The sequence below is a fragment of the Helicobacter sp. 16-1353 genome (genome assembly GCF_003288815.1).
Lineage (GTDB): Bacteria > Campylobacterota > Campylobacteria > Campylobacterales > Helicobacteraceae > NHYM01.
Genome location: NZ_NHYM01000006.1, coordinates 22,137 through 42,624, shown reverse-complemented (window position 1 = coordinate 42,624; position 20,488 = coordinate 22,137). Strand labels below are relative to the sequence as shown.

22 protein-coding genes are annotated in these 20,488 nt (G+C 35.5%); 9 read left to right on the top strand and 13 right to left on the bottom strand.

What is annotated here, in order from left to right:
* Positions 1 to 37: 37 nt before the first annotated feature.
* On the bottom strand, positions 38 to 1,954 hold the full coding sequence (locus tag CCY99_RS04880; protein WP_112060294.1) for a menaquinone biosynthesis decarboxylase: 1,917 nt from the start codon (positions 1,952 to 1,954) through the stop codon (positions 38 to 40).
* A gap of 92 nt (positions 1,955 to 2,046) precedes the next feature.
* Here CCY99_RS04880 and CCY99_RS04875 point away from each other — a divergent pair, with 92 nt between their 5' ends.
* Positions 2,047 to 2,274 (top strand): hypothetical protein, encoded by a 228-nt coding sequence (locus CCY99_RS04875; RefSeq protein ID WP_112060293.1) that lies wholly within the window; start codon positions 2,047 to 2,049, stop codon positions 2,272 to 2,274.
* A 2-nt stretch (positions 2,275 to 2,276) separates the two neighbouring features.
* Here the strand turns inward: CCY99_RS04875 and CCY99_RS04870 are convergent, their stop codons facing one another.
* From CCY99_RS04870 to hemC, 6 genes are all read right to left on the bottom strand, one after another.
* Complete coding sequence (locus CCY99_RS04870; RefSeq protein ID WP_112060292.1) at positions 2,277 to 3,110, bottom strand: thiamine-phosphate kinase; 834 nt, start codon at positions 3,108 to 3,110, stop codon at positions 2,277 to 2,279.
* A gap of 216 nt (positions 3,111 to 3,326) precedes the next feature.
* Complete coding sequence (gene nadC / locus CCY99_RS04865; protein WP_181646847.1) at positions 3,327 to 4,247, bottom strand: carboxylating nicotinate-nucleotide diphosphorylase; 921 nt, start codon at positions 4,245 to 4,247, stop codon at positions 3,327 to 3,329.
* Complete coding sequence (gene nadA / locus CCY99_RS04860) at positions 4,244 to 5,254, bottom strand: quinolinate synthase NadA (protein WP_112060290.1); 1,011 nt, start codon at positions 5,252 to 5,254, stop codon at positions 4,244 to 4,246. The genes nadC and nadA overlap by 4 nt, the downstream gene beginning before the upstream one ends.
* Before the next feature lie 10 nt (positions 5,255 to 5,264).
* Positions 5,265 to 6,062: a phosphatidylserine decarboxylase gene (locus CCY99_RS04855; protein ID WP_112060289.1), complete on the bottom strand. Its 798-nt coding sequence runs from the start codon at positions 6,060 to 6,062 to the stop codon at positions 5,265 to 5,267.
* A gap of 18 nt (positions 6,063 to 6,080) precedes the next feature.
* Positions 6,081 to 6,824 carry an arginyltransferase gene (locus CCY99_RS04850; RefSeq protein WP_258443476.1) on the bottom strand — a complete coding sequence of 248 codons (744 nt, stop codon included), beginning with the start codon at positions 6,822 to 6,824 and terminating at the stop codon, positions 6,081 to 6,083.
* A gap of 9 nt (positions 6,825 to 6,833) precedes the next feature.
* Positions 6,834 to 7,763, bottom strand: coding sequence for a hydroxymethylbilane synthase (gene hemC, locus CCY99_RS04845; protein ID WP_112060288.1), 930 nt, complete (start codon positions 7,761 to 7,763; stop codon positions 6,834 to 6,836).
* 179 nt (positions 7,764 to 7,942) lie between these two features.
* On the opposite strand from hemC, the gene CCY99_RS04840 reads away from it, so the two are divergent.
* From CCY99_RS04840 to CCY99_RS04810, 7 genes are all read left to right on the top strand, one after another.
* Positions 7,943 to 8,221 carry a hypothetical protein gene (locus CCY99_RS04840; protein WP_112060287.1) on the top strand — a complete coding sequence of 93 codons (279 nt, stop codon included), beginning with the start codon at positions 7,943 to 7,945 and terminating at the stop codon, positions 8,219 to 8,221.
* A gap of 8 nt (positions 8,222 to 8,229) precedes the next feature.
* A complete protein-coding gene (locus CCY99_RS04835; protein ID WP_112060286.1) occupies positions 8,230 to 8,562 on the top strand; it encodes a hypothetical protein in 333 nt (110 codons plus the stop codon).
* Complete coding sequence (gene hxsB, locus CCY99_RS04830) at positions 8,552 to 10,009, top strand: His-Xaa-Ser system radical SAM maturase HxsB (RefSeq protein ID WP_112060285.1); 1,458 nt, start codon at positions 8,552 to 8,554, stop codon at positions 10,007 to 10,009. Before CCY99_RS04835 ends, hxsB begins: the two co-directional genes overlap by 11 nt.
* A complete protein-coding gene (hxsC, locus tag CCY99_RS04825) occupies positions 9,996 to 11,114 on the top strand; it encodes a His-Xaa-Ser system radical SAM maturase HxsC (protein WP_112060284.1) in 1,119 nt (372 codons plus the stop codon). The genes hxsB and hxsC overlap by 14 nt, the downstream gene beginning before the upstream one ends.
* 75 nt (positions 11,115 to 11,189) lie before the next feature.
* A complete protein-coding gene (locus CCY99_RS04820; protein WP_112060283.1) occupies positions 11,190 to 11,405 on the top strand; it encodes a hypothetical protein in 216 nt (71 codons plus the stop codon).
* Positions 11,406 to 11,716: 311 nt separating this feature from the next.
* A complete protein-coding gene (locus CCY99_RS04815) occupies positions 11,717 to 12,223 on the top strand; it encodes a class I SAM-dependent methyltransferase (RefSeq protein WP_181646846.1) in 507 nt (168 codons plus the stop codon).
* A gap of 61 nt (positions 12,224 to 12,284) precedes the next feature.
* Positions 12,285 to 12,551 carry a hypothetical protein gene (locus CCY99_RS04810; RefSeq protein WP_112060281.1) on the top strand — a complete coding sequence of 89 codons (267 nt, stop codon included), beginning with the start codon at positions 12,285 to 12,287 and terminating at the stop codon, positions 12,549 to 12,551.
* On the opposite strand, the gene nhaA is transcribed toward CCY99_RS04810, so the two are convergent.
* Positions 12,541 to 14,079, bottom strand: a complete 1,539-nt coding sequence (nhaA, locus tag CCY99_RS04805) for a Na+/H+ antiporter NhaA (RefSeq protein WP_112060280.1) — start codon at positions 14,077 to 14,079, stop codon at positions 12,541 to 12,543. The genes CCY99_RS04810 and nhaA overlap by 11 nt on opposite strands.
* A gap of 180 nt (positions 14,080 to 14,259) precedes the next feature.
* On the opposite strand from nhaA, the gene CCY99_RS04800 reads away from it, so the two are divergent.
* Positions 14,260 to 14,754, top strand: a complete 495-nt coding sequence (locus CCY99_RS04800) for a flavodoxin (RefSeq protein ID WP_112060279.1) — start codon at positions 14,260 to 14,262, stop codon at positions 14,752 to 14,754.
* Between the two features lie 81 nt (positions 14,755 to 14,835).
* On the opposite strand, the gene CCY99_RS04795 is transcribed toward CCY99_RS04800, so the two are convergent.
* The 5 genes from CCY99_RS04795 to CCY99_RS04775 form a co-directional block, all read right to left on the bottom strand.
* Positions 14,836 to 16,128: a sigma-54 dependent transcriptional regulator gene (locus CCY99_RS04795; protein ID WP_112060278.1), complete on the bottom strand. Its 1,293-nt coding sequence runs from the start codon at positions 16,126 to 16,128 to the stop codon at positions 14,836 to 14,838.
* The gene (locus CCY99_RS04790) at positions 16,125 to 16,541 is read right to left on the bottom strand and encodes a hypothetical protein (protein ID WP_112060277.1); all 417 of its coding nucleotides are present in this window, start codon (positions 16,539 to 16,541) and stop codon (positions 16,125 to 16,127) included. The genes CCY99_RS04795 and CCY99_RS04790 overlap by 4 nt, the downstream gene beginning before the upstream one ends.
* Positions 16,538 to 19,027 (bottom strand): DNA topoisomerase (ATP-hydrolyzing) subunit A, encoded by a 2,490-nt coding sequence (gyrA, locus tag CCY99_RS04785; protein WP_112060276.1) that lies wholly within the window; start codon positions 19,025 to 19,027, stop codon positions 16,538 to 16,540. Before gyrA ends, CCY99_RS04790 begins: the two co-directional genes overlap by 4 nt.
* A gap of 92 nt (positions 19,028 to 19,119) precedes the next feature.
* Entirely contained in the window at positions 19,120 to 20,142 is a 1,023-nt protein-coding gene (locus CCY99_RS04780) for a HAMP domain-containing sensor histidine kinase (RefSeq protein ID WP_112060275.1), read from the bottom strand.
* Between the two features lie 3 nt (positions 20,143 to 20,145).
* A complete protein-coding gene (locus tag CCY99_RS04775) occupies positions 20,146 to 20,427 on the bottom strand; it encodes a hypothetical protein (RefSeq protein ID WP_112060274.1) in 282 nt (93 codons plus the stop codon).
* Positions 20,428 to 20,488 lie beyond the last annotated feature (61 nt).

Here is a 20,488-nt window from a genome sequence, read left to right as displayed (position 1 = left end):
TATTTAATTATAAAATATTATCAAACTTAAAATTTTACTAAAAGATTTGATATTTTTTCCACAATTCCTCATCTCTCTCCAAAATACCACGCTCTACTAAGCCCTCCACAATCGCCCTCGTGCAAACCACATCTTTGGGCCACTCGCGTAAATGCCCCTCCAACTCGCCTTTTTTAGTCGCATCGATTAGGGCGATACCATTTTTTATCCCTATATCACGGCTCGCATCGATATTATTTACAATCCGCCAAAGTAGCATATATAAATTTTCAAGGTCGTTATTCTCGCTATCAAGGGCAAAAACGATTTTACAATGCCTTGGATTAAAGGCGTCGATGTGGTCTAAAACTCGCGTTTTTTTATCAATTAAAATTATAGTTAGCGGATTTTTCGTATGTGTGAAATACTGGCGTAAATCCGCCACTTCGCTATAATCTCGCTTGATTTTTGCTAATAATTCTAGGTCGCTTAAAATCTCTAAATTAGTAGAATCTAGATTCTTAAAATCCACAGATTCCGCCTTGAGTTCCGCGGATTCCCCTTTAGATTCCGCGGATTCCGCCGAATCTCTCAAATTTTTAGGATTTCCCCCCGCACATTCAGAGCCAAATTCCGCCAAAGTGCAGTCAATCCCAAGCTTCCCGCCTTGTGCGTAATGTGGCGATGAGTGGTCTAGGGCATCGCAGATTCCAAAGGAAATTAGCAAGTCATTTATATCCAAATGATTTAAAATATACTCGGTAATTGCGAGATTGTCGCTTAATTCCGGAGCGGATTTGGGGACGAAAATGGCGTGTTTGACAAAACTCATCTGCCCTACTCCCCAAAATCCATGCATAATCTGCTTTGCGTGGGCGGGGTATTTTGGGTCGATTTTCGCCAAGATTAGATTGTGGAAAACGCCATTTTCAGGCATATAATAATCAACTAACGCCGGGGTCGTGGTTTTCAAAAGTGGCAAGAAAATCCGCTCGGTCATATAACCCATATATTTATCCTCTAGCGGGGGTTTACCGACCACGGTGGCAAGATAAATGGGCTTTTTTATCGTGCGAATTGCCGTAACTTCCATAACTGGATACGGCTCGATTGGCGTATAAAAGCCCGTGTGGTCGCCAAAAGGACCCTCGAGCACGAACTTTTCTGTATCCACAAATCCCTCTAAGACAATATCGCAGTCATACGGCACGAAAAGGTCGTTGGTTAGGCACTTGGCGACCTTTGGGCGGGATTTACGAAATAAGCCATAAAGCATTAGCTCATACATTCCATAGGGCATTGGAGCCTGTCCGCACCAAGTGTAAAGTGGGTCGCCACCGATAGCAATGCTAACTGGCATTTTCCGCCCCGCCCGTTTATACTCGCTAAAAAAGTTCGTGGAATCTTTATGAATCTGCCAGTGCATTCCCAAGTGATTTTTATCAAAAACTTGAAGGCGATACATTCCTAGATTCTTAATTTTCCCGTCCAAACTTTGCGTATAAACCTGCCCCATAGTGATAAACGCCCCACCATCGCTCTCCCAAGTTTTTAAAATAGGAAGACTTTCCAAATCCACATTTTCGCCCAAATGCACCACTTCTTGCAGATTTTTTTTAACTTTTTTAGGGAAAATATGGCGGAAATTTAAAATATTTTTTAGCTTAGATAGGGAATCTTTAAACCCGCTTGGAGCGGTGAATTTTAAAAGTTTTTCAATATCTCCAGCGATATTTTGATGATTTGGGAAAAGCAAATCTAGGCGATTAAAAGAGCCAAAAAGATTCATCAAAACGGGCATTTCATACTTTTTATTTAGGCGTTTTGAGATTGGATTAGTAAATAAAAGTGCCTTAGAATCGGGCTTTTTCACCTCGATATAAGCGATGTGGGGAATCTCTAGCTCAATATCTAACTCATCATCTATAATCCTAATTTCATTATGTGTTTTTAAAAATTCGATTATATTTTGCACGAATACCTCATATACTTATGTCAAATTAGCAAATAAATATTAAATAAATTTGTTATAATTATAGTATAAATTAATATTTGGTGAGGTAGCAAATGAGTAATTTAGGAAAAATAGTTGTGGTTGGGGTAGTTGGTGTAGTATGTTACTACTCGTTTGTGGAAAAAAGAAATCCTTTAGCAGATTGGTGGGAAAATCCAATAGAAGAAGCAAATAAAGATTATGTCGAGCATAGAATAAAAACAGAAAAAGAACTTGCTGAGAAAAATGCAACAGTTCTACAAGATACTGGAGCAGAACGAGCCATAACAAAAAATCAATAAATTTATTTGTGGTGTGGTCGACAATAGAATCTTTGTCTGCCATTCAATATTTTTGCAAGTTTTGTAATCTTAACCCTATGTTTATTTGCAATAATTTGAAGCTTTCTTGTGTGCTTAATTGATACAGAAAATAAAAGTTCATATTCTTCTCCACTTAAAGCCATATATTTGTTTATTTTTTTATAAAACTTAAATCTAACATTATTTAGCTTGGAGATTCTATTTAATTCATAAAATAATCCATCAGAAATATCCATTCCACCTTTGATAAATGGCAAAATATCATAAATAAATTCTTCTTTTAATTCTGGTAAGTAGAATTTTGATTTTTTAGCAAGTTTTCTTCCATTATATAAAAACTTCATATCCTTTAAGACATTTCCCAAAGTCCCTGTAAAAAAAACTACATCATTTGCTTTAAAATTTTTTCTTTGAATGATGTAGCGATTTTTTTTACCAAACATTGTAATTGCGATATTTAACTTATCGTCTTTTATCGTATCGCCACCAATAATCTTAATATTATATTGTTTGCAAATATCCACTATGCCTTGTTGAAATTGACTAATATCTTTTGGTTTCATAATATCATTAAATGAGATTCCAAGCATCGCATATTGTGGTTTTACTCCCATCGCAAGAATGTCGGAGATATTTACCAACATCGCCTTTGTTGCGATTTGATAATAGCTAAAATGCTCTTTTGTAAAATGCACATTTTCGCAGAATAAATCCATAGCATAGACATATTTATCAATTAGGATTCCATCATCATCTAGCTTTAGAGTAACACCTGAATCCTGTAATTTAGAAATAAAAAAAGATTCTCTATCCATTGATTTATCCTTTATTTACTTAATTGGGCAAATAAAATTTTCCTAAAATAAAGGGCTTCACCCTTTCAACGTCTAAGCTATAAAAGCATTATATTCTAAAACGAGAGATAGCGAAATTTTATCAAAATCTAAGAATCTTAAAAAAGTTAAGTTTAGAATCTAAAACTTTGCTATCATTCGTTTTACTCCCCTATCAAGCTAAGTAAACTTGCCTTTTCAATCCATTCTCATCGATAAATCTACCCAAACTGCGTGATGAATGAGGCTTCCCACACTTATTGCATCAACGCCACTTTTGGCGATTTCTACGATATTATTTTCACTCACATTCCCACTTGCCTCGATTAGAATCCCACTAGAAAGATTATTTCGATATTCCACGACTTTTGCAATCTCACTTGGCTTCATATTATCACACATCACTATATCACAGCCACTCTCCATTGCCCTTTTTGTCGCCTTAAAATCCTCGCATTCAACCTCGATTTTACAGCTCCACGGGATTTTTGCCCTAGCTATTTTTATAAATTCTGCCAAATCTTTAATATGCCTTAAATGCGTATCTTTTAGCATTAGGCACTCATCTAGCCCAAAGCGGTGATTCCTCCCGCCACCATTTAAAACAGAATATTTCTCAAACGCCCTAAGCAATGGACGAGTTTTCCTCGTATCCAAAAGGGTCGTATTTAGGTCATTTTCCCTTAAGACATTCACATATTTTGCGGTGTTTGTGGCGATTCCACTGCTGTGCTGGAGGATATTTAACGCTGTTCGCTCGACTTTTAAAATATCTACATAAGCCCCCTTAATCTCGCATAAAATCGCCCCTTTTACAAACTCCGCTCCGTCCTTAAGGTGGAATCTAGATTCTATACTAAAAAGCCCAAAAAGCTCCTCCACATAGGCTCTCCCGGATAAGATTCCGTCCTCTTTGGCTAGAATCTTGGCGGTTACTTTTTTATTTCTTAAGCCATTTATTGAGTCGTTTTCAATCTCATTTGCCCCATTTCGCACAAAATTCGCTAAATCTAGCCCATTTTGCAACCCACTCCCCAAAGCAGATTCGCCCAAAACCCGCTCGAATAAATCGCCCCGCCCCAAATCCTCCCTTAGAGCATTTTCCACAAACTCTCTCACGATAGCTCCAGCATTTTATTTAACGCCCTTGCTCCGTATTCTATAACATCGCTCTCCACCTCGACCTCATTATAGGGCATATCCTCTTTAAATGAAAGCATTACATTATACAAATCCTCTAACGAAGTTTCATTCATCGTAGGGCATTCTGGCTTGGTGGAGGACAGCACGAATATATTTTCCTTATTCCCGTTTTGCTTAGTTAGGCGATTTACAAGGTTAAACTCCGTGCCAACGGCGACTTTTGCATTCTCTGGGAGATTTGCAACAAAAGAAATAATTTGACTAGTAGAGCCGGAAAAGTCCGCTTTATCCACGACTTTTGGGTCGCACTCGGGGTGGACTACGATAATAATATCGCTATATTTTTCGCGGTAAAATTCAATATCACTCACGCTAAAAAGCTGATGAATGGAACAGAATCCATCATAGCAAATAACCTCACTTTCTTTTATCGTCTTATCGCTAGAAAGCCCTAAAATAGAGCTTTTCTTGTGATTTTTATTCGCCAGATTCACGCCCAAACAGCGGTCTGGCATAAAAAAGATTTTTTTATTTAGGCTCAATGCGTAATCAAAAATTTTCGCGGCATTTGAGCTAGTGCATACGACCCCATTCATCTTGCCTACTTTTGCCTTTACATCGGCATTTGAATTGATATAAGTCATTGGGAAAATCTCGCTCTGCTCTATGCCTAAGGATTCCAGCTTCGCAATACTTTTATCAAAATAGCTGGAATCTATCATTCGAGCCATCGAGCAACACGCAAGACGAGGCATAATCACGCGCTTTTTTGGCGAGAGTAGCTTTACACTCTGCCCCATAAAGCTAACGCCACAAAATACAATCAGCTCATTATCCGCACTGCTCGCCCTTTTTGCTAACTCCAAGCTATCGCCACAGAAGTCAGCAAGCTCTACAATCTCATCTCGCTGATAATAATGAGCCACAATTAGGGCGTTTAAATCCTTTTTCAATGATTTTATTTTATCTTTTAAATCTAACAAAAATTATCCTTTATATATCTTTTTGCTCTATATGTTTAAATAAACTCTCACCAAATGAAATATCGCAATCACTTTTTAGAATCTCCACTTGTGAAGCCAATAAAACGATAGTAGAGCCCATCTTAAACATTCCTATTTCTTCGCCTTTTTTAATGAATTTTGGATTTTTATAATGAAAACTTTTTTTATATGAACTATGTTTATTTTGGATTCTAGGCTCAATATAAAAAATTATCCCACCAACATTAAGTGCTCCCACAGCAACAAAATAAAGTATATTACCAAATTTATCTCTCGCTTTTAATACAACTCTTTCATTTCGCACAAAAAGATTGCGATTTTTCCTTAGCGACTTCATATGCACGGGCAATAATGCCCCATTAAAATGGCTTATAGATTCCACCCACATATCGCAAGGTGCGTGATAGCGGTGATAATTGCTTGGGCTTAGATATAAATTTGCATATCTCAAGGTGGAATCCACATTCTCACCAACAAGCCTTTCTACTGAATAACTAAAGCCTTTTATTTGCAATGCCTTATCATTTTCTACTTTTCCTGTTTGCATTACTTTGCCATCAATAGGTGAGATAAAAATCTCATCACTTTTATCAAACTCCCTATTAACCCGCAATCCACGCGTAAAAAGCTCATTCAAACTTTTATAATAATAATATGGTTGAAATTCCCTCAAATCTATTTTAAAGATTCGAATATATTGCTTATTAATAAAGTGTTGGATTGGCGGAAAGAATTTAATATTTGCAATCACACCAAAACAGCGAGAAATAATCTTTGTAAAACTCATAATTTTCCTTTACTAAATTTATTCATATGATTTCCAAATTGGCATTTCATAGATTTTTGGACGATTTACTAAAATTTCAAAAGGTTTAAATCGCTCTTTATAGCCCAAAGAATGATGATTTTTAATCCAATATCCGGGATAAAAATATTTTAAATTAAGCATTTTAGCAATTTCTAATTGTTTTAGAATAGAAAAAGTCCCTAAAGATAAATGACTATAATCGTGGTCGTAAAAGAAATATATCGCACTCATTGCCCTTTTCACTTTCAATATATCTACAAAAGCAACACCTATTAATTTATCATCAATATAATAATCTATTTCTTTACCAAAATTTTGTTTTCCATCTATAAACATATGAATATACTTATCTCTATCAATTTGATTATACTCCCATTTTTTTTTAATATTCATATTAGTGTGATATTTATTATAAAGTTCAACTTTTTCTAGGCTATATGTAGGAATCTCGATATTGATATTAATGATTTTATTTTTATTTATAATCTTTTTATGATTTTTAGACAAGGTAAAATCATCAACAATTTGCCTAATAGAAATACATTTTTGACAATAATCACAAAACGGAGCGAAAAATATCTCACCAAATCGCCTCCAACCCCGCTCTAAAAGTGCATTATAAAAATCCTCCGAACAGGATTCTATAGAAGCATAATGAAACATCGCATCATTGCCACAAATATAAGCACAATCACTAAATGAGTAATAAAATATAGCATTTTTATAACAAAATCTATTCAAAATACACCTTTATAGAAAATCTATCATTTCAAAAGCTTTTTTTAAAAGCTCTTTTACACCTTTTTTTTCGACCTTTTGAAATAATTTTAAAGCTAGATTCTCCGCCCTACCCCCAATAATAGAATCTTTAATTATCTCCGCACCATTTGGAAGCCCAATTACGGCATTTAGCTCGATTTTATCGCCATTATAGTTCGCATGGACGCCGATTGGCACTTGACAGCCACCATCAAGCAACCGCACAAACTCCCGTTCCAAGCCACATTCGATACTTGCAACCTCATCATTTAGCTTTTGCAAAACTTCCAAAATCGCACAATCCGCCCTACATTCAATCCCAAGCGCCCCCTGCCCCATCGCTGGAATCATAGATTCCACCCCAATTGGCGTGATAAAACGCACATCACTCTCGCTAATCCCAAGTCGATTTACCCCAGCTTTCGCTAAGATTATGGCGTCAAACTCGCCCAAATGGAGCTTTTTAAGCCTAGTTTGCACATTCCCCCTTAGGCTAATAGTTTCCAAATCACTTCGCATATATTTTAGCTGCATTGCCCTACGAAGCGAGGTCGTGCCGACTTTCGCGCCCTTTGGCAAAGATTCTATATCTTGAAATTTATGACTCAAAAAGCAGTCCCTAACATCTTCTCGCTTCGTAATACTCGCTAGAATTAATCCTTTTGGAAGCACCACCGGCACATCTTTTAGCGAATGCACGGCTAGAGTTATTTCGCGCTTTAGGAGCAACTCCTCCAACTCCTTTGTGAAAAGCCCCTTGCCACCGATTTTTGAGAGCGGTGCATCTAGGATTTTATCGCCTGTGGTTTTTACGATTTTTATCTCGCAAGAAATGCCAAAATCCGCCAATTTATCTTTTATAAAATTCGCCTGCCACAACGCCAAGACACTCCCACGAGAGCCGATTACAACCTTACTCAAATATAATCCTTTAATAAAACTCTTAAAAGCGTATTTTATCAAAACTTTAGAATCTTGGAATTTTCAAAATGCAAAAATCTAGCAATTATTAAACATTTCCCAAAAATATTATCTTTAAGGAAAACTTAAATTAGGGGGGTAAAATACATTTTTTATTTTTTGCAAAAAAGGGAGATTCTATGAAAATGCTAATATTGCTTTTAGTTTGTGTGTGGGGCGTTGTATGGGCGTGCCAGAGTGATTTGGAGTGTGGATTGGGTAAGCATTGCGTTAAAGCCTATATGCAATCTAAGGGCGAGTGCATGAAAACTGTAGATGAAGTGGGAACTCCGCAGTATAGCCCACCAAGAGGGGATAGCTTACTGCCAAATTACGATAGCGATGGGGATTGCAGATACGATTCGGATTGCCCTTATGGATTCCGCTGTCATAGTATTTATAAAACTTGCGTTAAATAAGGGCGAAAATGAGTAATTACAAACTAGAATCTAATAAGATTCTTATAGATTTAGACGCTGATATTTATAGCACTGAAGATGTTATATTGGCACATCACCGCATATCTAACGAGTGCATTTTGCTACTTTCTACAAGCAATAAAATGAGCAATGCCACACTCCATATAGTTTTAGAATGCCACGATAAAATAGATAATATCGCAAAGGATTTTTTCTATTTTCTATCACAACAGCAAACCAAAAGGATACTATCAAAGCAAAATCAAAAAATTAGAGATTTGATTGTAGAACAAGCATTTAAACCGATTGCCGATTTGCAAAGAGTGGTAGATGAGCTATAAGATTCTGCCGTTTAATTTTGATAATTTCGGCGATGAAGTATTATTGACTGGCATGGCTGGGGATTTTTATTTCTTAAAGCAAGATGATTTTAATGCATTGATAAATTACACGCTAGATTCTCGCTCCCAAATATATTTTGATTTGAAAAGCAAGAACTTTATCGCTGATAGTGCAAAAAACTTAAGAGATGCAATCGATATGACAGCTACGCGATATAGGAGTAAAAAGGGATTTTTGCGGGAGTTTACAAATCTGCATATGATGGTAATCACCGTTCGCTGTAATCAAATCTGCACTTATTGCCAAGCATCTTGCGAGGAGGAAAACGCCAAGCAATACGATATGTCGCCACAAACGGCGTTTAAGATAATTGATTTGATATTTAATTCGCCATCGCAAAATATCAAAATCGAATTTCAAGGCGGAGAATCTATGCTAAATTGGCAAACGATAGAATCTAGCATTTTATACGCAGAGGAGAAAAATAAGCAACATAATAAGAATCTGGAATTTGTAATCTGCACGAATCTTACGACAAATATAGCCCATAGATTAGACTTCATAAAAGCACATAATGTTTTATTATCCACTTCGCTAGATGGCAATGAAAGTGTGCATAATCGCTTTAGAATCTACAAAAACAATAAAGGCACTTATGAGACGCTAATACAAAATCTAAAACTAGCAAGAGAGCAGATTGGTAGCGATAAAATCGGGGCTTTGATGACTACTACTTCGTATTCGCTAGATAAAATTAAGCAAATTATCGATGAGTATGTCGAGCAGAAATTCGATGGAATCTTTTTGCGAAGTATAAACCCATATGGTTTTGCGGAGGAAAATAAGGATAAGATTGGCTACCACACGAACAAATTTATAGATATGTATGTGGAGGCGTTGGAATATATATTAGAGTTAAATAAACGCGGAATCCATTTTGTGGAATATTACACAAATCTATTGCTTAGCAGAATCTTAACGCCATTTCCCACTGGATTTGTAGACTTGCAGTCGCCATCTGGAGCGGGAATTAGCGGGGTGATTTATGATTATAATGGCGATGTGTATCCAGCTGATGAGGGCAGAATGTTAGCCAAAATGGGCGATAAATATTTTCTAATGGGAAATGTGTATGAGAACTCATATAGTGAGATTTTTAATAGCAAGATTCTAAAAAACATAGTAAATCAATCTTGCTTGGAGATTCTACCTATTTGTAGTGATTGCGTGTTTTCGCCGTATTGCGGTGCTGACCCTGTTAGAAATTATTTAGAGACAAAAGATATTATGGGCGATAGGATAGATTCTGCATTTTGTCAAAAAAATAAAGCCATTTTTAATATTTTATTTTCTTATCTGCGGAAAAACGACAAAGATATTATGGATATTTTTTATTCTTGGATTACAAGGCGAGATTTAAAGGATATACAAAATGAAAATTATTAATATCGATAGCTCTAATAGCTCTAAAGTTCGTGGGATTTTTAGCGTTACTAAAAAGCGTAGTTTGAATAGAAAAAATAAGATTCTCCTAACGCAGAATATAAAATATAGCGACATTGGCTGGGGTGGGATTATAACCACGCAAAAAACACAAAGGGAAAACGCCATTACAATCTCGCAAGAGAGTTTTGAGAAGTTTGGTGAATATGATATTGTGGATATTTTGTGCGGGGAAATTGTATTTTTATGGGAATATGAGAATGATGATAATTGCTTTTTCCTAACAGATTCTTGCTCTTGTAAATGCGTGATGTGCCCCCAACCGCCAAAAGCACACAATAAAGAGCTAGAAATAAAGAATCTAAAAATACTAGAATTGATACCAAATCACTACAAGAAAAGCATTTGTATTACTGGCGGTGAGCCGACCTTATTGCAAGAATATTACTTACAATTTATGCAAAAAATTAGGGAGAAATTCCCACATAATTTTCTAATCACATTAAGCAATGGCAGGACTTTTAATAATTTAGTATTTTTAAATAAATTTGCCAAGCTAAAAAGCAATTCGCTTGTGGCAATTTCATTTGCAAGTGATATTGACACCTTACACGATGAGATTATGGGGGCTAAAAACAGCTTTCATCAAATGCATAATGGAATCTACAATCTAGCAAAAGCTGGTGAAAAAATCGAACTAAGGATAGTTGTCTCAAGGCTAAATTTTAAGCGACTTCCTACTATTGCGGATTTTATCTATAGGAATTATCCATTTGTATTTCACATCGCAATAATGGGTTTAGAATATACGGGATATGCTATAGATAATTATGAAAAAATCAACATCAATCCAAAGGAGTATGCAAATGAGCTACAAGAAGCCATTTACAAGCTAAATCGCTATGGACTAAATGTCTCAATCTATAATATTCCACTATGTTTGCTTAATAAAAATATAAGGAGATTTGCCACCAAATCCATATCAAAATGGAAAAATGACTACGCCAAAGAGTGCCTAAAATGCGATGTAAAAGATAAATGCTGTGGAATCTTTACCACTTCAAATAAATATCCATATACAAATATCGCTCCCATAAAAGTCGTGTAGTTGGTAGTTGTATGGCTATTTTAAATAGCTATACAAGTGTCAATTGACACTAATTTTTTTCAAAGGAGGTTAAGAATGAAGCTTTTAGGCTCTGTAGTTGCAATTGTGGCGTCGATTTTTGTTGGGGCAAATGCGAACAATATCACAGCTAATGATATAGCAGAAATCAAGGCAGATACTCCGCTTGATTTAAGTCTAAGCACCCAACAAATAGGCGATAATATGGTGGCTTGGCATGGCTCTCACAGCTCTCATAGGTCGCATAGCTCACATTATTCATCACGATGGTAATGTAGCATTTTTATAGATTTATTTTGCGGAACGGATAAGAATCTAAGCTTTTTGGCTTTTATATCGTATCCACTTCGCTATTCTGCTTTTTAAATGCAAATTTCACCCCAAAATTCGTGCAAAATCTGCATAAAACTTTAAGCAGTAATTTTAAATGCAAAAATCCCTGTAGATTTTTTTCAATTGATAAAAAAGCAAGATTCCACTAAACTGCCCTTTTATTTTTTGGTACAAATGGTGTGAAAGCCTAGAATCTTTATTGATGAAATTAGCGTGGGAATTCGTTTCACATAATGCAAAAAAGGATTTTAATGATAAAAAGAGATTTTAAGACCATCAATAATCACAAGGTTTTTGAGGTAGCAGAGAATGAGGGGGATTATAAATTTAGCGGATTTGAGGAGCTTTTTAGGAATGAGGAGCGACACTTTTGGTTTATTATCCGCAAGGAAATCATCAAAAAATATATGAATAAATATGTCGCCAAAACTGCCAAAATCATCGATATTGGGGCTGGGACTGGGAATGTAACGCGATTTTTAATGCAAGATGGCTATGAAAATATCGCAGTTGGCGAAATGCATCTAAATGCCCTTGATTATGCAAAAAGTTATGGGATTAGTAATCGATTTTGCTTTAATCTCTTAGATTCGCCGTTCGAGGACGAGTTTGATTGCGTTTGTGCCTTTGATGTAATCGAGCATATCGAAGATGATAGATTAGCGATTGAGAATATTTGTAAAAGCGTTTTAGATAATAGTAAAGCAAATAAAGTGTGGGAGGGGGGGAAATATAATTATCACTGTCCCAGCCTTTAAATTCCTATGGAATGAGCATGATTTAGACCTAGGACATAAGCGAAGATATACTAAAAAATCAATGCGAAAGCTCCTAGAATCTGCTGGATTTGAGGTTTTAGAGATGAAATACTTTTTTATATCCGTTACGCCACTTTTATTTTTGCGTCGACTTCTCTACCCAGCCAAGCCAAACTACACGCCAAAGGGCGATAATATCCCCAAAATCAACCCAATTATTAACAAGATTCTAATCGCCATTTTAAGGCTTGAAAACAAGCTAATACCATATTTACCAAACTTCATCGGCGGAAGTTTGCTAGTAATCGCAAGAAAATCTAAATATTAGTAGTAGAATCGATAGATTCTCCACTAGATTCCTCTTTAATATTTTTAGATTTTTTTAGCTCTTTTGCTTCATTTTTAGTAGCATAGAATAAGGCTACTATGCCTAGTAAAATAGCTATAGCGGATGCCATAAGGATTGATAGCTTGGCTAGGATTATTTGACCTTCCGTATCATAGGCAAGATTTGCTACAAACATAGACATTGTAAAGCCGATTCCAGCGATTACACCAACAGCAAATATATGTTTATAGCTTAACCCCGGCGGACGAATGGCAATATTTAGCTTTTCACCTAAAAATGCAAAAACCAAAACACCTAGTGGTTTTCCTACAACAAGCCCAAGAATAGTTCCTAGTAAGATTCCATCAATACCAAAATCCACACTAGAATCCAATCTAACCCCAGCATTTAAAAACGCAAAAATAGGCACGATAAAATACGCACAAATCGGCTGTAAAACTATCTCCATTTTTACCAGCGGATTTTGTGCATAGAGCGAGTATTTTGCCATCGTGTCTAGCATATGAACTTGCTTTGAAGTCTCCTCAATGTCGATTTTTTTCTTTTCATCTGGGGCAAAAAATGTGATTATTCCCTGAATTAGGCTCATAAGAAAGTATTTTGGCTTTTCATCTTTTGTGTAAAGATTGCTTTTTTTCTCACTCTCAACGATTTTATTCCACTCTTCGAGCATATTTAGGATATTTATGAAATATTTTTTGCGGATATTTGAGCGCCCCGGAATGGCAAATGCGAGAATAACCCCCGCTATAGTTGCATGCACTCCGCTATTATAAACAGCAATCCAAAGAAAGATTCCAAGTAATAGATAGCTTGAGAGATATTTTGTATCGCGATAATTTAGATAAAATAACGCACAGGTAAGCACACAAGCGATATAAAGCCAAAATAAATCCAGCGTATTTGTGTAAAGAATGGCAATAATCAAAATCGCCCCTAAATCATCAAAAACAGCTAGTGTTACAAGGAAAATCTTTAAAATATGCGGAATTCTTTTTCCAAATATCAATAAAACCCCAAGTGCAAATGCCGTATCCGTGCTCATCGCCACGCCAAATCCATGAGCTGATGGTGTGTCGTGATTAAAATACAAATAAATAATAACAGGGATAACAATCCCCCCAACAGCCCCAAGTATAGAAAAACTAACCTTTTTAAATCCTGCTAATTCCCCATATAGGACTTCCCTCTTCATCTCTAGCCCAACCATTAGGAAAAATAATGCCATCAAAACATCATTTACAAAATGCAAAACATTAATGCTAACAAGCCCAGCCCCGATGAATGCACCAAATTCCAGCTTTAAGAAATTAAAATACAAATCGCCGTATTTTGAGTTTGCCACCACCATCGCCAAAACTACGCAGAAAAAGAGTAGCACACCACCGAAAGATTCGTGATTGATAAAGGTATTTAAACCACTTTGCAATCTATCTTTAACATATTGTGTAGTTCTTAAAGTGTTTTGAAATGAATTAATTTTATTATCGCTTTGATTATTTGTCATACTAAAAAATACCTTAAAAGATTTGTTTGTGTTTAAAAGTTTCGTATTATAGCAAACATAGTGGCAAATCTACTATAAAATAGTTTAGGATTTTATTGTATTTTTAGCAAATTTTATCTAGTGTTACAATTCTCATTTAGAAAATAAAAATAAAAATTATAATAATTTTAAGGATTAAAAATGGAAAAAATAGGAATCTTTTATGGAACAACTACAGGACACACTCAAGAAATCGCTGAAACAATCGCTTCTAAGCTAGAAAATTGCGAGTTAATCGATGTAGCAAGTGCTAGTAAAGAAGATATTGCAAAATATACTAATTTAATACTTGCAGCTTCAACCTATGGAGATGGTGATTTACAAAGTGATTGGGAGGATTTTGCAGGAAATCTTAGCGAAGATGATTTTAGCGGGAAAATTGTAGCAATCGTGGGATTAGGCGACCAAGATGGATATAGCGATTCATTTTGTGATTCAATTGGGATTCTAGCAGAGTTAGCGAAAAAAGCCACGATAATTGGCAAAACAAAGAATGAAAACTATGATTTTCAAGTCTCAAAAGGTTTAGTTGGCGATGAATTCTTAGGATTAGCAATAGATGAGGATAATCAAAGCGATTTAACAGAATCTAGGCTAAATGCGTGGATTACAGATATAAAAACTAAATTCAAATAATTTCTTAAATAAATAATATTTTATAAATTAAGGTGGATAAATCTATCTTAATTTATAATCTACTTAGATTCTAAACCATTTTCAAAGAATTTTTAATTTTGTAAGTTTATATTTCAATACATCAATATTCATTCCTAAGATATTTGCTGTTTGCTCGATATTTCTATTATTTGCTAAATATGCTTCATTAATATATTCTTTTTCAAGTTGCTCAAATTTTGATACTTTTTTATCTCTTGATTCTAGAAATAAATCCTCTTTTGTAATAATCTCGCCCTCGCTTAAAATTGTGGCTCGCTCAATAATGCTTAATAGCTCTCTAATATTTCCGGGCCATCTATACGATAGTAATGTTTCTATAGCTTCACTTGATAATTCTTTTTTGCCACAATTATAAACTTTTGCTACTTCTCTTAAATATTTATTTGATATGGAAATAATCTCATCTCTTCGCTCTCTTAGTGGCGGAATCTTAAGCGGGATTGTTTGCAAACGATAGAATAAATCCTCCCTAAAGGTATTATTTTCAATTTTTTCATAGATATTTGCATTTGTAGCGGATATAAATCTAACATCAATCTTAATACTTTTTGTCCCACCTAATCTCGTGATTTCTTTTTCTTGGATTGCACGAAGTAATTTTGCTTGTAGTGGAAGTGGCATTTCTGCTATCTCATCTAAAAAAATACTACCTTTATTTGCCAACTCAAATAATCCTATCTTAGATTGACTTGCATCAGTAAATGCTCCTTTTTCGTAGCCAAAAAGCTCAGATTCTAGGAGATTTTCCGGTAACGCTGCCATATTTATCGCTATAAATGGAGATTCGCTTCGATTTGAATTATTGTGTATAAACTTTGCAAAAACCTCTTTTCCAACACCACTCTCACCCAAAAGCAATATATTTGCGTCGCTTTTAGCGGACTTTAAGGCGATATTTTTAATAGATATGAGATTCTCTCCGTCCAAATTTATGTCATTATTGATTTTTGTTACTTGGGTTTTAGATTTTATTTTTCGCTCTTTTTGGCTTCTCTTTATAGCCATAACCAATAAATCAATGTCAAGTTCAGCAGTTTTGATAAAAAAATCCTTAACCCCCAATCGCAATGCATCAACTGCAACACCCAAAGAAGCATATCCTGTAATGATTATCGCTTCATATTTACCATCTAATTTTCTTAAAAATTCAATGCCATTTATATCAGGCATATTTATATCAGTAATTATTAAATCACAATTATTTTCATCAATGCCTTTTAATGCATCTTTGGCATTTTTATAACTTTTTATCTTGAATTCACTATATTTGCTTAAAGACATTTCCAGCGATTTACGCATATTTATATCATCATCAACAATAACTATATTCATTTTATTTTCTCTATGATTTGAATATTCATTTTATTTCCATCAAATACCGCTAGAATCCTTTGTGGTTGCAACTCAAATGCGATTTTAGAATGAAGTGCATTATTTATAAATCTTGCATCATCTCGTATTTTTATATGTAGATATTTTTGCAAACAATCAAGCACAATATCCTTATTTTCTTTCAAGATTCTAAATGAGTTTTCATTAGATTCCATATCATTAGTTTTATGAGATTCTGGGATAAAATCACAAATACCAATTACCTTATAATCTTTACTTAAAGATAAAGCCTTTGATACATTGTATTCTTCGCCAATTAATATATGATTTTCTACTAATGCCTTATAAGAGATAATAAACTCATCATTTGCAATTAAGATTCCCATAAATAATGCAAAAACTAAAATTTTCATAATTCATTATTATTTTCACTATCATCCGCCAAGTCCTCTAAATCTTTCTCTTCCTTAGGACATTGCGAGATATGCACCACTTTATCATTCTCATTTAGTGCGACAAACTTCACGCCACTCGTGTTCCTACTCGTATCGCGAATCTTATCTGTATCGACTCTTATCATTTTTCCAGAGCTTGTAAGTAGCATTAGGTCGATGTTTGCGTTATTAAAGTTTAGCGTATTTACCAAATTGCCAGTTTTGGAGGTAAGTCGCATAGCGATTATCCCCTTGCCACCGCGGGTTTGCAAACGATATTCTTTTGCTAGAGTTTGCTTACCTACGCCAAGCTCACTTAGGCTAAAGAGCTTGTCCTCATCGCTCTCTATCATAACCGCACCCACGACAAAATCGCCCTTTAGTTTGAAGCGGATTCCAGTTACGCCCCGACTTACACGCCCAATCTCACGCAGATTATCAAGCGGGAATCGTATCGCAATGCCCTTGTATGTGGCGATAAACACGCTCTGCACGGACGGAGTTGCGATGTGTGCGGTTACTAGCTCATCATCATCGTCCAAGTTTATCGCTCTAACGCCAATGGAGCGGATATTTTTATATTCGCTTAAATTTGTCCGCTTCACAATGCCCTTTTTGGTGAAGAATACCAGCGATTTATCCTCGCTAAAGTCTTTCGTGGTGATTGTAGCCATAATTTTTTCGCCACTATCTTTGTTTATGAGATTCACAACCGCCTTGCCAATCGCCGTTCTACTCGCCTCTGGAATCTTATATACCTTCAGCCAATACAACTGCCCCTTATTTGTGATAAACATAATCGTATCGTGCGTATCAGCCACGAAAAAGCTCTCAATAAAGTCGTCATCGTGCGTATTGCCACTGATTTTGCCCTTGCCACCGCGATTTTGCTTCTCATAGACTTTGAGCTGGACGCGCTTCACATAGCCTCTGTGGCTCATCGTAACCACCACAGGCTCATTTGGTATCAAGTCCTCTGTGTCGATTGCGTCGTAATCATCTTCGATTTGCGTCCTACGCTCGGTGTGGAACTTAGACTTGGTCTCTTGCAACTCCTCTTTAATTATGCCATTTAGCTTCTCTTGGCTTTTTAAGATTCCGCTTAGATATTCGATTAGTTCCAAAAGATCCTTATATTCATTATCGATTTTATCGCGCTCTAGCCCAGTTAGCCGTTGCAATCGCATTTCTAAAATCGCCTTTGCTTGAATCTCACTTAGGGCGAATTGAGAAATTAGCTCATCTCGTGCCACTTGCGTATCTTTTGCGGCACGAATAAGTTTAATAACCGCATCGATATTATCTAGGGCGATTTTTAGCCCCTCTAAGATATGTGCCCTAGCACGAGCCTTTTCTAGCTCAAAAAGGCTTCTGCGGATTACAATCGTCCGCCTATGATTTAGGAATAAATGCAAGAGTTCCATAAGCGTAAAGATTTTTGGCTCTTTGTTGTTAATAGCTAGGAGAATAATCCCAAAGGTCGTCTCCATCGTGGTTGTCTTAAATAAATGATTTAGCACAATCTCATGCATCGCGTCTTTTTTAAGCTCGATTACCACGCGGATTCCATCTCTATCGGATTCATCTCGCACCTCATAAATGCCCTCAATCACCTTCTCCTTAGCCAAGGTGCTTATCTGCTCGACTAATTTTGCCTTATTTACTTGGTATGGGACTTCATCGATGATGATAATATCCCTCTGCTTGGTCTTTTCAATATGTGTTTTGGCTCGAATCTTAATCTTGCCCTTGCCAGTGCTGTAAGCCTCCAAGATTCCATTCTTACCAAAGATAATGCCCCCAGTTGGGAAATCTGGTCCTTTCACAAAGTCCATAATCTCGCTTAAGGTCGCGTCGTTATTATCGATTAGATAAATTAGGGCGTCGATTATCTCATTAATGCTGTGTGGCGGGATATTTGTCGCCATTCCCACCGCAATCCCGCTTGAGCCATTTATTAGCAAGTTTGGAATGCGCGTAGGCATTACATCTGGCTCTTTTAGCGTATCATCGTAGTTTGGGACGAAATCAACCGTATCCTTATCGATATCGCGTAAAATCTCCTCACTCGCCTTTGTCATCTTAGCTTCAGTATATCGCATAGCTGCAGCACTATCGCCATCAATGGAGCCGAAGTTCCCCTGCCCATCGACTAGCTCTAATCGCATGGAGAAGTCCTGTGCCATACGAACGAGCGCGTCATAAACCGCCGTATCGCCGTGCGGGTGGTATTTACCAATGACATCGCCCACGATTCTTGCCGACTTTTTATGAGTGGAGTTTGCAGTTACCCCAAGCTCGTGCATCGCATATAAGATTCTCCTATGGACGGGCTTTAAGCCATCTTTTGCATCGGGCAACGCACGCCCCACAATAACGCTCATAGAATAATCTAAATAACTCTCCGTAATAGAATCCTCAATACTAACATTCACAATATCAGTATTGCTTATTAAATCAGCCATTCATTCCCTCTTGATTGAAATTTGAATCTAGAATTTTATAAAAAATATACTTAAAATTAAGGTATTCTTAATAGAAATTTTAAGATTTGAAATTAGATTCCAAAACTTATTAAAAAATATTTATCTTTTTTATTATTATATGATATTTTGCCATTATGTGCTTGTGCAATCTGCTTACAAAGTGCCAAACCTAAGCCATTTCCCTTAACTTTTGTTGTTCTAAAAGGCTCAAAAAGATTTTCAATATCACTAGCGAGAATCCCATTATCATAAATCTTTAAAAACTGCCAATTATTTTCTATAAAAAATTCGATTTTTATTACACCTTGATTTATATTATCATTTTCTTCAATTGCTTCTATGGCGTTTAAAATAAGATTCTGCAATAATAACTCCAAAAGCTCACAATCGCAAATAATCACATCGCTTTTAATATCATAGATAAAATTAATATTTTTTGTATGCTCGCAATATGCGATAGAATCTTCAACATAATCTTTTATAATAGAGCTATTATGACGTTGTTTTGTGGCTTTTACACCCTTACTAAATAATAAAGTAGCATTTATAAGTCGCTCTACTCTCCATAAAGCTTTTTTCATTTCTAAGATATAGATTTTATTCTTTGTATCGATATTTTTTGATAGGCTTGAGAGCATAAGTGCAATTGCTCCAATTGGATTGCGAATCTCATGTGCAAGATGAGCTGATATTTGCCCCATCGAAGCAAGTCGCTCTTTTCTTTTTTCATTTGTTATGTTTGTGGCGGTAATTAGGGTTTTATTATTCTTACTGCTTCGTTGCATTAAGTAATATTCTTTATCAAATAGAATCTCACATTCATTGAGATTTGGTGGATAATTTTCTAGGATTTTATCTATTTTTTTGGCATAGGAATTGTAGTAAAAATAGCTTTTATCTTCGTTTATAACCCAAATGGGATTTGGCAAGGATTCTAATACTAGACTAAAAACATCTTTTAGGTCATTAAACTCTTTTTCTGCTTTATATGTTTGCTCTATAAACTCATTTAAAATATCTAATGTATGATTCTTTTCATCTTGTGTTTTAATATTTGATGAGATATGTTTAAAAATATCTTCAAAACTATCCACCGCTTAACTCTCTTTTTGTAATTCTTTTAAATAATTAAATAATAAATCACTATATCCAAATGAGCCACTTAGGCTTTGCGATATGCTATCTTTATACATAGATTGATAGATTTCGCTCCCAACTTCTTTTGGATAAAGTGGGTTATCCATATTTAGCGAAGTGTCAAGCAATGTTTTTAGAATCAAGGCTTCAAAAGAATCTGTTTGCTCTCTTAGCTTTATATCATTAGCATTTTTATCTATTGTTTGTAGTGGTTTATTGTATATATGTGGGTTAATCTGCATAAAAATCCTTTTGGAATATTTAAGCCTATAAAGCAAAATATATTCCAAAGGATTCTAGCTA